This is a genomic window from Herbiconiux moechotypicola (assembly GCF_024979255.1).
GTDB classification, from domain to species: Bacteria; Actinomycetota; Actinomycetes; order Actinomycetales; family Microbacteriaceae; genus Herbiconiux; species Herbiconiux moechotypicola.
This window is the reverse complement of sequence record NZ_JANLCN010000006.1, coordinates 1-12,718: the sequence shown is the minus strand read 5'-3', so window position 1 is coordinate 12,718 and position 12,718 is coordinate 1. Positions and strand designations below refer to the sequence as shown.

The window sequence follows — 12,718 nt, the reverse complement described above, 5'->3', positions numbered from 1 at the left end:
AGAGGCGGGCGGCTCGGTGGACGCAGCGCTGCTCCTGGCGGTCGATGTGGCCGAGCGGCTCGCCGACGGAGCGGACCGCGGCGATGCGCTCGCACCGGCGACCTTCGCTCGACGGCTGGACGTGCTCGCCACCCTGGCGGCGGCCGACGTCACGGTCGCGAGGATCGCCGAACCGCATCTGGACGCCCTCGCCATCCTGGCGGAGCTCGGCGAACCGCTCGATCTGGGGCCGCTCGGTGTGACGCCACGGAGCACCTGGGGCGTGTTCGCGGCGGAGTCCTCCGACGTACGTCTCGACGCCGGGTGGGTGGACGGCGCGTGGCTTCTCTCCGGCACGAAGCCGTGGTGCTCGCTCGCCGGCACCCTCACCCACGCACTAATCACGGCGCACACCGAAGACGGCCGGCGGCTGTTCGCGGTGAGCCTTCGGCATCCCGGAGTCTCTGTCGACACCTCCCTGTGGGTGGCGCGCGGATTCCCGACCGTTCCCAGCGGCCCGGCCGAGTTCGACGACTGCCCTGCCGTGCCCGTCGGGGAGCCGGGGTGGTACCTGCGCCGGCCGGGGTTCGCCGCGGGTGGCATCGGTGTGGCGGCCTGCTGGTTCGGCGGAGCGGTCGGTCTCGTTCGGCACCTGCACGCCGCGTCGAACGGCGCGAGCGTCGATCCGCTCTCCGATCTGCACCTGGGGCGCGCGGGGATCGCATTGCACGCCGCGCGCTCCGCGCTGGCGGAGGCCGCCCGAGCGATCGATGGCGCCGGCACCGCCGCCGCGTTCACCCCCGCGAGAGCGGCGCTGCTCGCGCAGCTCACCCGAAGCGTCGTTCGCGGCAGCTGCGAGACCGTCCTGCGAGAAACCGCGCACGGGCTCGGCCCCGGGCCACTCACCCGCGACCGTGCATTCGCCGCCCGGGTCGCCGATCTCGACCTCTACCTGAGGCAGGACCACGGCGAGCGCGACGAGGCCCGCGCCGGCCGCCTCCTCGCGGACGAGCGATTCGACGACGGCTGGTTCGCCGAACGGATCTCGACGTGGTGACGTTCTCCCATCTCGACGCAGGGTCGCCGGAAGCCTCGTGGGAGCGCGCCCTGTCGGATCACGTGCCTGCTGTGCCGCGCCTCGACATCGATGGGCTGCTGTCCGGCGGAGGGCGGCTGGTGGTGGTCGCGGCACATCCCGACGACGAGACCCTGGGAGCGGGCGGGCTGATCGCGCACGCCGCGCGAGCCGGGCACGACGTGACGGTGGTGGTCGCCACCTCCGGAGAGGCGTCGCATCCGCACTCCCCCACCCACACCCCGGCGCAGCTCGCCCGGCTGCGCGAGATCGAGACGGTGGCGGCGCTGGCCGAACTGGCTCCGGAGGCCTCGGTCGAGTTCTGCCGGGTTCCCGACGGCCGTCTCAAGGAGCCCGCGCAGCTCGCCGTGCTGGTCGATCGGATCGATGCACGTCTCGCATCGGCGTCGGCCGGCGACGAGAACGCCGTGATCGTGTCGCCCTGGGCCGGCGACGGCCACCCCGACCACGCCGCCGCCGCGGAGGCCGCCGCTCGCGTGGCGACCGGCCGTGGTGTGCGGCACCTGGCCTACCCGATCTGGCTCTGGCACTGGGCCGATCCCGATGATCCGAGGGTTCCGTGGGAGGGGATGACCAGCCTCGTGCTGGATGCGGACACCCACGAGGCGAAGGTCAAGGCGCTCCGGATGCACCTCAGCCAGATCGCGCCGCTCAGCGACGCCGCAGGCGACGAGGTGCTGCTGAACTCGGAGATGCTGCGGCACTTCGAGCGCGATCACGAGCTGTTCGTCGACGCGTCGGCGCTCCCGCCGTCTCGATCGCGGGCGCAGGAGGCCGCCGAGCGATTCGACCTCGTGCACACCGGTGACGACCCTTGGGGCTTCGAGACGCGCTGGTACGAGCAGCGCAAGCGTGACATCCTGCTCGCTTCGCTGCCGGATCGCCGGTTCGGGCGCGTTCTCGAGGTGGGGTGCTCGACGGGCGTGCTCTCGCGCGCGCTGGCCGAGCGCTGCGACGACTTCGTCGGGATCGATGTCTCGTCTCTCGCCCTGGAACGTGCCCGTGACCGCCTGAAGGATCTCTCGCACGCCACCTTCGATCGGCTGTTCGTGCCCGAGGAGTGGCCGGAGGGCGCGTTCGACCTCATCGTCGTCTCGGAGGTCGGCTATTACCTCGACGATCACGAGCTCGAGCGCCTGGCCGACCGCGTCCTGGAGTCGGCTCCGGGCAGCACGGTGGTGTGCTGCCACTGGCGGCACCCCGTCGACGGCCGCCCGTTCAGCGGCGATCACGTGCACGAGGCGTTCCGCGCGTGTCCCGGCCTGCAGACACTCGTGCACCACCTCGAAGAGGATTTCGTGCTCGAGGTGTTCGCGCGCACGTCACCCGGATGCGACGGGGTGCACCCTGCGCCGGTCTCGATCGCGCGCAGGGAGGGCATCCTGTGATCGAGCGGATCGACGTCGTCGTGCCGGCACGCGACGAAGAGGATCTGCTGGCCGGCTGCATCGACGCACTCGTCGCCGCGCGCGACGAGCTGCTGAGCGCTCATCCCTCGGTCGGCTGCCGTGTCCTGGTCGTTCTCGACGGGTGCTCCGACGGATCAGCGGACATCGCGCGCGCGGCCTCGGCCAGAGACGCGGGGATCGAGTGGATCGAGGTGCCCTTCGGCAACGTGGGCATGGCCCGTGGCGCCGGGGTCGAGCGCCTGCTCGATCCGGGGGATCCGCCCTCTCCGTCCCCCGGTCGCGCCACCGGGGCCACCATCGGCGGCGTGCGCCACGACCGACACTGGCTGTGCACCACCGACGCCGATTCCCGGGTTCCGCGCGACTGGCTCCTCACGCACCTCGCCGCCGCACGATCCGGTGCCTGGCTGGCCCTCGGCCGAGTGCATCCCGCAGCGGATGAGTCGTCACCCGGATCGGGGACGCACGAGGCCTGGCACCGCGCCCACGCCGACCCCCACGCGCGCCACGTGTTCGGCGCCAACCTGGGCGTGCGCGCCGACGCCTACCTCTCGGCGGGTGGGTTCCCGCGCCTGCGCACCAGCGAAGACGTCGGTCTCTACCGAGCGGTTCTCGCCCTCGGCGATCTCCTGCCGGATGCGGCGGGTCACATCGTCGACCTCCAGAGCGGAGTCGTCGAGACCTCGGCCCGCCGTGTCGGCCGCGCTCCCGACGGGTTCGCCGCCTACCTCCGTGCACTCCCCTGAACGAGCTACTTCTTCGCGGGGGTGCGGTTCTCCGCGGAGACCATCCAGGCGAACTGTTCCAGCTTCTCGATGATGCCGTGGAGGATGTCGGCGCTGGTGGGGTCGGCGTCGTCGACGGTGTCGTGCACGTCGCGCATGGTCGCGACGGTGGCTTCGAGGCGCGCGGTGATGAGGTCGACGGTCTCGGCGGTGTCGATCTCGCCGCCCGGGTACTCGGGCAGGGTGGTCGTGGCGGCGACGGTGTCGCTGCGGCCGTCGGCGGTGGCGTGCAGGGCGCGCAGACGTTCGGCGACCACATCGCTGAACTCGCGGGCCGCGTCGATGATCTCGTCGAGCTGGAGGTGCAGGTCGCGGAAGTTCTTGCCGACGACGTTCCAGTGCGCCTGCTTGCCCTGCAGGTGCAGCTCGATCAGGTCGACGAGCACGCGCTGCATCGCGTCGGTGAGCTCCTTGGGGGCGACGAAGCCGCGCTCGGCGTTCTGGCGGCGCGTCTTGCGGGCGCCGGCGTCGGCGGGGGCTTCGACGTGGCGATCGAGCGTGGTGGTCATGAGGTGTCCTCTCGTCGAGATCGGAATTCACGGGGGACAGTACGCCCCCTGTCGGCGTGTGGGAAGGGGGGTGCCGCAGATCCGGGGCCGTCCTACCGTGTTGGGCATGTCGACCATGTACACCCCCCAGGACCCGACCACCCAGTACCCGCGCCCGCCGTTTCCGCCCCAGCAGCAGGACGGCCCCGGCGACATCCATGAGATGGACCCTGCTCCCGACCACGGCGAGGAGAGCTACCTCGGCAGCGGACGCCTAGCCGGGCGCAAGGCCGTCGTCACCGGAGCCGACTCCGGCATCGGTCGCGCCGTGGCCATCGCCTACGCGCGCGAGGGCGCCGACGTCGCGCTCTCCTATCTTCCGGAGGAGCAGGCGCAGGCCGAGGAGGTCGCCGCGCTCGTCGAGCAGGCGGGCCAGAAGTCGCTCCTGTTCCCGGGCGACCTGCAAGACGAGTCGACGAATGCCGAACTGATCGAGGCCGCCGTGGGCGCGTTCGGCGGGCTCGACATCCTCGCGATCGTGGCCGGCACCATGCCGACCGTCGACAGCATCGACGACTTCGAGACCGAGTCGCTCGACCACGTGCTGAAGGCGAACATCTACCCGCTGTTCTGGCTCACCAGGGCAGCCTCGCCGCATCTGAAGCCGGGGGCTTCCATCATCACCTGCTCGAGCATCCAGGGATTCCTGCCCTCGCCTCAGCTGGCGGAGTACGCGGTGTCGAAGGCGGGGATCGCGAACTGGACCCGGGCGATGGCGCAGCAGCTCGCCGAGCGCGGCATCCGGGTGAACGGGGTCGCGCCCGGCCCGGTCTGGACGCCGTTGCAGCCCGCCTTCGTCCCCAACGAGAAGATCGAGTCGTTCGGCGAGCAGACGCCGCTCGGCCGACCCGGCCAGCCCGCCGAGCTCGCCCCGCCGTTCGTGCTGCTCGCCTCGCAGGAGGCCAGTTACATCAGCGGCGAGACCATCGCGGTCACCGGCGGCATGCCCACGCACTGAGGGACGGACGACGATCACTGAACACCACTCGCCCGCCCTCTGGCGCGACGCGAAGGCCATCCTCGTCGAGAGCCTCTGGTGGGACGCCGCCCGGCGCAGCATGCGCTGGACCGACATCTCGACCGGTACGCTCACCTCCGGCCCGCTCGATGGGCCGGCGGACGGTTCGGCCGACGCCCGCGCGCAGCTGCGCCCGCCACTGGCCTCCTTCCAGCCCACGCGCGACGGAGGCTTCGTCGCCGCGTTCGGCGACCGGGTGGTGCTGCTCGACGGCGAATGCCGCATCACGCGCACGCTCGCCGAGATCGCGCACCGGCACGGCGAGCTGCGGCTGAACGAAGGCAAGTGCGACCCCTTCGGATCGTTCGTCGTGGGTTCGATGAACCTCCGCGACGAGTCACCGGATGGCGCCCTCTACCGGGTACGTCCCGACGGGCGTCTGGAGACGCTGCTCGGCGGTCTTTCCGTCGCCAACGGCTTCGAGTGGAGCGACGACGGCGCCTGGTTCTACTTCACCGACACACCCGTGGGATGCGTCTACCGCGCGGCATACGACCCGGACGGGCCCCTGGGTGCACCCGAGCCGTGCCTCACCGGCCTCCCGTCCGACGGCCTGGCCCGTGACACCGACCGCGGCTTCTGGAGCGGCCTCTACGGCGACGGGGCGGTCGTGCGGCGCACGGCCGACGGAACGGTCACGCACCGGATCGAGCTGCCCGCCCCGAACATCACCTCCGTCGCCTTCGGCGGCGACGACCTCGGCACGCTGTTCGTCGGATCGGCTCGCGAACAACTCGCCGAAGCCGACCTGGTCGCGCACCCGCACAGCGGCGGCATCTTCGCCCTCGACGGCCTGGGCGTGCACGGATACCCCGTGCACCTCTTCGGCTGACGATTCGAACCCGCCCACCCTTCCCTCTCGAAAGGATCACCATGGACCTCGGCATCACCGGCAAGAAGGCCCTCATCACCGGCGGAGACTCCGGCATCGGCTGGCACACCGCCCGGCTGCTGCTCGCCGAGGGCGCGACCGTCGTGCTCTCCGACCGCGCCCAGGACGAGCTCGACAAGGCGGCGGCCGAGCTCGACGCCCCGAAGAACAGGCTGCACGCCTTCGCCGCCGACATCACGAGCGTCGACTCGCTCGCCGCGCTGCACGCGAGCGTCGCCGAGGCGGTGGGCGAGATCGACATCCTGGTGCAGGCCGCCGGCGTCACCGGCGCGCAGGGGCTGTTCCACGAGATCAGCGACGAGGGGTGGACGAAGACCATCGAGACCGACCTCATCGGCCCGGTGCGGCTCACCCGCGAGTTCCTCCCCGACCTCCGGAAAGGCGGCTGGGGCCGACTGGTCTATCTGGCTTCGGAGGATGCGGTGCAACCCTATGACGACGAGCTGCCGTACTGCGCTGCGAAGGCGGGCATCCTGGCGCTGGCCAAGGGGCTGTCGCGCTCATACGCGCTCGAGGGTCTGCTGGTGAACGCGGTCTCGCCCGCCTTCATCCACACCCCGATGACCGATGCCATGATGGCCAAGCGCGGCGACGAGCTCGGGGTGCCGGTGAAGGAGGCGATCGAGTCGTTCCTCGACGAGGAACGCCCCTACATGGAGCTGAAACGCCGCGGCGAGCCCGACGAGGTCGCGAACGTCGTGGCCTTCCTCTGCTCCGACGCGGCCTCGTTCGTCAACGGGTCCAACTATCGCGTCGACTCCGGTTCCGTTGCGACCATCTGAGCGCATCCGCACCCCGGGCGGCTACGCCGAGCTGCGCGACTACGCGGTGATCGGCGACGGTCGCACGGTCGCCGCGATCGCGCCCGACGGGCGGATCGACTGGCTGCCGCTGCCCGCGCTCGACACCCCGCCGGTGATCGCGGCGCTCATCGACTCCCGACACGGCGGCCACTTCGCGCTGCGACCGGTCGGCGAGTTCGAGTCGCGCCGCGAGTACGTTCCGGGCACGAACGTGCTGCGCACCACCTTCCGCACCCTCGACGGGGCGGAGGCGGTGGTGACGGATGCGCTGGTCACCGGCGTCGCCGGCCGCCTGCCCTGGGCCGAACTCGCCCGCCGCATCGACGGGGTCGCCGGCTCGATCGAGTTCACCTGGAGCGTCGAGCCCGGGTCGGCGTTCACCGGCGATCCGGTGCAGCGGATCGATACCGTGCACGGCCCGCTGCTGCGCGCCGGCACGGTCGACCTCGTGCTGGTCGGCTTCGAGCACGGCCGCACCGATCCGCACGACCCCGCATCCGCCTCCGCCGCCTCGCGCGGCCTGCCCGGCGCGAGCGGTGCCCCGGCCCGCTTCGAGGGCGCCTTCCGCACCTCTCCCGGCTCCCGCCACCTGATCGCGCTCTGCGGCACCGACGACGAGCCCATCCACCTGCCCGATCCCCGCATCGTCGATCAGGGGGTCGACCGGTCGATCGAGAACTGGGCGACATGGTCGCGCGAGTTCTCGTACGACGGCCCCTGGCCGGAGGCCGTGCAGCGCAGCGCGCTCGCGCTCAAGCTCCTCATCCACTCCCCGACCGGCGCCATCGCGGCGGCCGCCACCACCGGGCTGCCCGAGAACGAGCGGGGTACCAAGAACTACGACTACCGCTATGCCTGGGTGCGCGACCTCGCCTACACCGTCGGCGCACTCACCCGCTTCGGGCTGCGCGAAGAGACCCACGCCGCCGTGTCCTGGGCGCTGAAGACCCTCAAGCGGCACGACGGCGAGCTCGGCATCTTCTACACCCTCGACGGCGCGACCCCCGATCCGGTGCGTCGCACCGCCGCAGAGGGGTGGAACGGGATCGGCCCGGTCGACAGCGGCAATCAGGCTGCCGGCCAACTCCAGCTCGGTGTCTACGCCGACGTCGTCGGCATCATGCGGCTCTACGTCGAGGCGGGGAACATCCTCGACGGCAGCACCGCCGATCTGCTCGAAGAGTTCGCGAACAGCGCCTGCCGACGGTGGCCGGAGAAGGACTCCGGGATGTGGGAGCTCCCGAAGAAGCGCCACTACGTCTCCAGCAAGATCGGCTGCTGGCGAGCGCTCGACGACGCTCTGCGCCTCGTCGACCTCGGTGAGCTGCGCCCGCATCCCGACTCACTGGCGCTGTGGAAGAAGAACCGCGGCCTGCTGGCCGACTGGATCGCGAAACACGGGTGGTCGGAGAAGCGGCAGGCCTACGTGATGTCGAAGGGGTCCACGGCGCTCGACGCATCGATCCTGTTGCACGCCTCCGCACCGTTCGGACCGCCCGAGCGGATGCGCGGGACAGTGGAGCGCATCCGCTCCGAACTCGGCACCGGCCCGCACCTCTACCGCTACACCGGCGTCGATCGTGAGGAGGCCGCTTTCGTGGCGTGCGGGTTCTGGCTCGTCCAGGCACTCGCCACGCTCGGCGAACGCGACGACGCCACCGCCCGCATGTCGGCGCTGGTCGCAGAAGCCAACGACGTGGGGCTGTTCGCCGAAATGATCGACCCCGGCACCCACCGCTTCTTCGGCAACCTCCCGCAGGGCCTCAGCCACCTCGCACTCATCAACGCCGCCGTCGCCCTGGAGTGACGGCGGTCGCCGGTTCAGTGATTCCGCAGCATCGAGATCAGCTCGCTCTTGCGCTTGCCCGAGTATCCCGACAGACCGAGTTCCTTCGCCCGGGCCCGCAGCTCGGCGACCGTCCAGTCGTCGTACGAACCCGACTCTCCCCCTCGCCGGCCGACGGACTCGCGACCCTGCGCGGCCGCGGCGTTCGAGATGCGTGCCGCCTTCTCCTTCGAGTCGCCCTCGTCTCGCAGGCGCTCGTAGAGTTCGGGGTCTTTCAGGCTGTTCGTTCCTCGTCTGGGCATGATGACCTCCTCATCCACTCCCTACCGCGCCTCGCCCGATTGTCCAACCCCCCAGCGCGGATCGGTGCACGGGAGGAGGGTGGGGTCATGATCGCTGCAGCTGTCCTCGTGTTCGTCATCGGCCTCGTGCTCCTGTTCGTCGGATTCTTCGTCGAGGCCGCCAAGTTCCTTCTGTGGATCGGAATCGTCATCGTCGTCGTGGCGATCATCCTGGCGTTGCTCCGCTTCATCCGGCGCAACGTCTGAGTGCCGGGTGGATCATGAAGCAGATCACGTACGCCGGTGACTCCGTGCTGACCACGGACGATGTCGGGTCGGCTCTCGTGGAGTTGACCGCGTGTCTGGCGAGGAAAGGGCTGGCGGAGGCAGTGTCCATCCCGATCCTCCTCGAGGGCGAGGTGCGCGACGCAGAGCTCGTCATCGGTGTCGGAAACGACGTGCTCTCGATTCCGATCGACTTCGATGGCGACGGTCCGGACTTCAGCGTCGCCGCAGACCGTCTCCGATCGCAGATGGAGGCGCACACCGCCGACCGGGTCGTGCGCCCCACCGCGTTGGACGATTCGTTCGACGACTTCTTCGACGTCTGAGCGGCGGCCGCGCGTCAGGCAGGCTCCAGCGGCCGCCGACGGCGTACCCCCACTGGGACTCGAAGCCGAATGCCTCGCCTGCGAGGTGTGGGAATAGGCCTAGGAAGCCCGGAATCTAGCGCTTCTTGGATCATGGCGACCCTGCTCGATCATGTCTCAATCGCTCCACTTGTGGGTAAACGGTGGGTGCGACACGCGTCCGGGAGAACTGCCTACGGCCATCTTCTGCCCTATAACCCCGAGCCAGGTGAACCCGACGGGCCGAGCATTGTTGGCCATCAGAAGGTGTGCTCGGGGCCGGGGAAAGTGCCGGCTTCGACGTCGGCGGCGAAGTCGAGGGCCGCTCGGTGCAGTACCCCGTGAACGTCGGCGTACTGCTTCACGAAGCGGGGCAGCCTACCGGTGCGGAGGCCTGCCATGTCCTGCCACACGAGCACCTGAGCGTCGCAGCCATTCCCGGCGCCGATCCCCACCGTGGGGATGCCGACCGCTTCGGTGATTCGGGCGGCGACCTCCCCCGGCACCATCTCGATCAGGATGCCGAACGCCCCGGCCCGCTCGAACGCGATCGCGGTGTCGACAAGGCGCTGCGCCTCCTCGCCGCGGCCTTGCACCCGGTACCCGCCGAGGGCGTGCTCGGCCTGCGGGGTGAAGCCGATGTGTGCCATGACGGGGATGCCGCTCCGGGTCAGCGTCTCCACCTGGGGCAGCATCTCGAGACCGCCCTCGAGCTTCACCGCGTGCGCCCCGCCCTCCTTCATGAACCGCGCCGCGGTGGTGAAAGCCTGCTCGGCTGAGGTCTGATACGAGCCGAACGGCAGATCGGCGAGGATCAGTGCGCGCCGGGCCGACCGCGAGACCGCGCGCACGAGCGGGATCAGCTCGTCGACCGTGACCGGCAGGGAGGTCTCGTTGCCGTAGACGTTGTTCGACGCGGAGTCTCCGATCAGCAGCACCGGGATGCCCGCCTGGTCGAAGGTGGCCGCGGTGTACATGTCGTAGGCGGTCAGCATCGCCCACTTCTCGCCCCGCTGCTTCATCTCGCGCAGGTGGCCGATCCGCACCCGCTCACGGGACTCATCGGCTTCGACTGCGGGGGTGCCGCCGTAGGGGGCGGGTTGCTCACTCATGGAACTCTCTCTTCGCTGTCGGGCGCGTGACCGCGCTCCACCATAGGACGATCACAGCAGCAGGCGTTCGACGATCAGGAACACACCGATCGCCACCATCGCCGCCCCCGACACGCGACTCACGATCCGAGCTGCGGCAGGTCTCGTGCCGAGCACGGCGCGCGCCCCGAGCCCGACGGCCGTGTAGACGACGGCGCAGCTCGCCACATGCACGAAACCGAGCACGACGATCTGAGCCGCCAGCGGCCAGTCCGCGCCCGACTGGGTGAACTGCGGCAACAGAGCGAGGAACAGAAGGAACACCTTCGGGTTCAGCCCGCTCACCCCGAACCCCTTCAGCATCCACCGCCACCACGCCCCATCGACCTGTCCGGATGCCACGTGCGGCACCGCGGGCCGAACGAACGTCGTCACTCCCAACCACACCAGGTAGAGGGCCCCCGCCACCGTGAGCACCGTCAGCACCACGGGCAAGCCGGCGACGAGCGTCCCGACCCCGGCCGCGACGACGAGCGTCGCCACGACGTGCCCGAGCAGTAGGCCGGCCGTCGCCGGAAGCACCCGGTTCCGCAGCCCCGCCGTGATCTCGTAGGCCCAGTCCGCGCCCGGAGTGATGACGAAGAGGAGCGAGATCCCCCAGAACGCCACGACCGACCCGAATGCCACGCTCACCACCTCCGCCTAGGAGATTAGGCGGGCCGGCCCGGAAGACGCTTGCTGATTTTTGCGGCCTGGGCGGTCATTGAGGGAGAATCCACCTCATGGACGCGATTGACCGCAAGATCCTCACTGAGCTGCAGCAGGATGCTCGCCTGACCATCACCGAACTGGCGGATCGTGTCAACCTCAGCCTCTCGCCCGCTCACCGCCGACTCCGCGAACTCGAACGCTCCGGCGTCATCGCCGGGTACCGCGCCCACCTCGACGCCGAGGCCCTCGGTCTGGGCTTCGAAGCCCTCCTCTTCGTCACGATGCGCGAGGGCGGCCGCGAGGTGCTCAACCACTTCGAGGCCGCTGTGACCGACATCCCGCACGTCATCCACGCCCAGCGACTGTTCGGCGACCCCGACTATCTCCTGCGGGTGATCACCCGCGACCTAGACGCGTTCCAGCGCCTCTACGACGACTCACTCTCCGCCCTACCCGGCGTACAGCGCCTCACCTCCACCCTCGTGATGAAGAGCATCGTCGACGACCGCCCACTCCCCCTATGACCTGGATCGTCGTGATGGCGGGGATAGTTACGCCCACAGATCTACCGTTTCTCAGGAGAACCGGAAGTCGCGATAGCTACCACGCACGTTGAAGCGGCGCCCTTGCTTTCGACGCTCCAAGAACCCTGCAACCGTGTCGACATCGTCAGGACGCATCTTGAGCTCCCGACACTTCGTTCGCACCTGCTCCACTGTCACCGGCACCCATCGCTCGGGGCAATTCATCATGTCGGCCTTGAGTTTGTCCTCCTCGTTCCATTTCAGTCCCGAGTCATAGCCCGCCGCCCATCGGGCGATGCTTTCCAGGATCTGCTCCACGTCTGCCGGCAGCGAATCCACAAGAGCAGTCTCGACCGGAGCAGTTGCACGCGCGATGGTCTGCCCCGGAAGCAGCCGTACCGGTCTGGCATCCTCCACCCACTCGGCGCTCTCCTCAAAACCCCACTCGATCACCACGACAGCATCAGCCTGTACACCCCACATTTCATTCAAGTGCTTCCGGCTCGGCCACGCGTGAATCACGCGACGGCCAGCGAAAGATCCGACCGACAAGCCCTTCCAGGTGAGATGACGCGTGCCCGGCAGCATGACTAAGCGACGAAGCGAGTCGCAATCGAATTGCTTCTGCGGCGTCACAACCACCACAGGGCCACCTGGCTGTTCCAGCAGCCAGGTGATCGCGCGGGCACTCTGCGCTTCTCTCGAATCCGACGCCCCCACCTGCGAAACGGCCACAGGATACGCATACTCGTCAGCAAACATGAATACCGTCTCTCACTCGATCGTGATCGGACCATACCGGTGGCATCCGACATCGGCAGTCATCGCCGCGCGACCGATAGCGTGAATGCGTGGACTCCGAAGCCCTACGCACCTTGAACGAGAACGTTCGCGCCGCAAAGACACGCCTCTACCACGGCGGAATTCCCGGCCTGGCTGTGGGAGACATGCTCCTTCCACCAGCCGAGTCGGGTGTCAGGAGCATGAAGGGCGATTCAGAAAGAGCAGGATTTCGGCGCATCACCACCTCGGACAGGCTGGTCTACGTGACCACGGAGAGGTCCTTAGCTGCGGCGGCCGCCGCCTACTGGTCTAGACGCGAGGGTGACGTCCCGCTGTGTGGTGGAGTTTCTCGACACCGTGCGGGTCAGCTGTTCTGATTATGC

At 69.4% G+C, this 12,718-nt stretch carries 16 protein-coding genes; 11 read left to right on the top strand and 5 right to left on the bottom strand.

From position 1 onward, the window contains the following. The first annotated feature begins 16 nt into the window (after positions 1-16). From N1031_RS10740 to N1031_RS10730, 3 genes are read left to right on the top strand one after another with little or no spacing between them, the layout of a single operon-like run. On the top strand, positions 17-1,036 hold the full coding sequence (locus N1031_RS10740) for an acyl-CoA dehydrogenase family protein (protein ID WP_259479633.1): 1,020 nt from the start codon (positions 17-19) through the stop codon (positions 1,034-1,036). Then, positions 1,030-2,463, top strand: coding sequence for a bifunctional PIG-L family deacetylase/class I SAM-dependent methyltransferase (locus N1031_RS10735; RefSeq protein WP_259479632.1), 1,434 nt, complete (start codon positions 1,030-1,032; stop codon positions 2,461-2,463). The genes N1031_RS10740 and N1031_RS10735 overlap by 7 nt, the downstream gene beginning before the upstream one ends. Beyond that, a complete protein-coding gene (locus N1031_RS10730; RefSeq protein ID WP_259479631.1) occupies positions 2,460-3,230 on the top strand; it encodes a glycosyltransferase family 2 protein in 771 nt (256 codons plus the stop codon). Before N1031_RS10735 ends, N1031_RS10730 begins: the two co-directional genes overlap by 4 nt. Positions 3,231-3,235: 5 nt before the next feature. Here N1031_RS10730 and N1031_RS10725 read toward each other — a convergent pair whose 3' ends face one another. Further along, positions 3,236-3,778, bottom strand: a complete 543-nt coding sequence (locus N1031_RS10725; RefSeq protein WP_259479630.1) for a Dps family protein — start codon at positions 3,776-3,778, stop codon at positions 3,236-3,238. A 106-nt stretch (positions 3,779-3,884) separates the two neighbouring features. On the opposite strand from N1031_RS10725, the gene N1031_RS10720 reads away from it, so the two are divergent. Genes N1031_RS10720 through N1031_RS10705 form a run of 4 tightly spaced genes read left to right on the top strand, consistent with a single transcriptional unit; the run spans position 3,885 to position 8,337 of the window. Then, positions 3,885-4,775 carry an SDR family oxidoreductase gene (locus N1031_RS10720; protein ID WP_310795683.1) on the top strand — a complete coding sequence of 297 codons (891 nt, stop codon included), beginning with the start codon at positions 3,885-3,887 and terminating at the stop codon, positions 4,773-4,775. Positions 4,776-4,788: 13 nt separating this feature from the next. After that, positions 4,789-5,667 carry an SMP-30/gluconolactonase/LRE family protein gene (locus tag N1031_RS10715; RefSeq protein ID WP_259479876.1) on the top strand — a complete coding sequence of 293 codons (879 nt, stop codon included), beginning with the start codon at positions 4,789-4,791 and terminating at the stop codon, positions 5,665-5,667. Between the two features lie 41 nt (positions 5,668-5,708). Next, entirely contained in the window at positions 5,709-6,509 is an 801-nt protein-coding gene (locus N1031_RS10710) for an SDR family NAD(P)-dependent oxidoreductase (RefSeq protein ID WP_259479629.1), read from the top strand. Then, positions 6,496-8,337: a glycoside hydrolase family 15 protein gene (locus N1031_RS10705; RefSeq protein WP_259479628.1), complete on the top strand. Its 1,842-nt coding sequence runs from the start codon at positions 6,496-6,498 to the stop codon at positions 8,335-8,337. The genes N1031_RS10710 and N1031_RS10705 overlap by 14 nt, the downstream gene beginning before the upstream one ends. A gap of 14 nt (positions 8,338-8,351) precedes the next feature. On the opposite strand, the gene N1031_RS10700 is transcribed toward N1031_RS10705, so the two are convergent. Further along, the gene (locus N1031_RS10700; protein WP_259479627.1) at positions 8,352-8,618 is read right to left on the bottom strand and encodes a DUF7218 family protein; all 267 of its coding nucleotides are present in this window, start codon (positions 8,616-8,618) and stop codon (positions 8,352-8,354) included. Positions 8,619-8,705: 87 nt separating this feature from the next. On the opposite strand from N1031_RS10700, the gene N1031_RS10695 reads away from it, so the two are divergent. Then, positions 8,706-8,864, top strand: a complete 159-nt coding sequence (locus N1031_RS10695; protein ID WP_259479626.1) for a hypothetical protein — start codon at positions 8,706-8,708, stop codon at positions 8,862-8,864. 14 nt (positions 8,865-8,878) lie between these two features. Beyond that, positions 8,879-9,208, top strand: a complete 330-nt coding sequence (locus tag N1031_RS10690; RefSeq protein WP_259479625.1) for a hypothetical protein — start codon at positions 8,879-8,881, stop codon at positions 9,206-9,208. Positions 9,209-9,486: 278 nt separating this feature from the next. Here the strand turns inward: N1031_RS10690 and panB are convergent, their stop codons facing one another. Together panB and N1031_RS10680 are read right to left on the bottom strand one after the other, a co-directional pair. Continuing rightward, a complete protein-coding gene (panB, locus tag N1031_RS10685) occupies positions 9,487-10,338 on the bottom strand; it encodes a 3-methyl-2-oxobutanoate hydroxymethyltransferase (protein WP_259479624.1) in 852 nt (283 codons plus the stop codon). 51 nt (positions 10,339-10,389) lie between these two features. After that, complete coding sequence (locus N1031_RS10680; RefSeq protein WP_259479623.1) at positions 10,390-11,010, bottom strand: LysE family translocator; 621 nt, start codon at positions 11,008-11,010, stop codon at positions 10,390-10,392. Positions 11,011-11,099: 89 nt separating this feature from the next. On the opposite strand from N1031_RS10680, the gene N1031_RS10675 reads away from it, so the two are divergent. Further along, positions 11,100-11,552, top strand: coding sequence for an Lrp/AsnC family transcriptional regulator (locus N1031_RS10675; protein ID WP_259479622.1), 453 nt, complete (start codon positions 11,100-11,102; stop codon positions 11,550-11,552). Positions 11,553-11,603: 51 nt separating this feature from the next. On the opposite strand, the gene N1031_RS10670 is transcribed toward N1031_RS10675, so the two are convergent. Continuing rightward, positions 11,604-12,314: a hypothetical protein gene (locus N1031_RS10670; RefSeq protein WP_259479621.1), complete on the bottom strand. Its 711-nt coding sequence runs from the start codon at positions 12,312-12,314 to the stop codon at positions 11,604-11,606. Positions 12,315-12,403: 89 nt separating this feature from the next. Here N1031_RS10670 and N1031_RS10665 point away from each other — a divergent pair, with 89 nt between their 5' ends. Further along, the gene (locus tag N1031_RS10665; protein WP_259479620.1) at positions 12,404-12,712 is read left to right on the top strand and encodes a hypothetical protein; all 309 of its coding nucleotides are present in this window, start codon (positions 12,404-12,406) and stop codon (positions 12,710-12,712) included. Positions 12,713-12,718 lie beyond the last annotated feature (6 nt).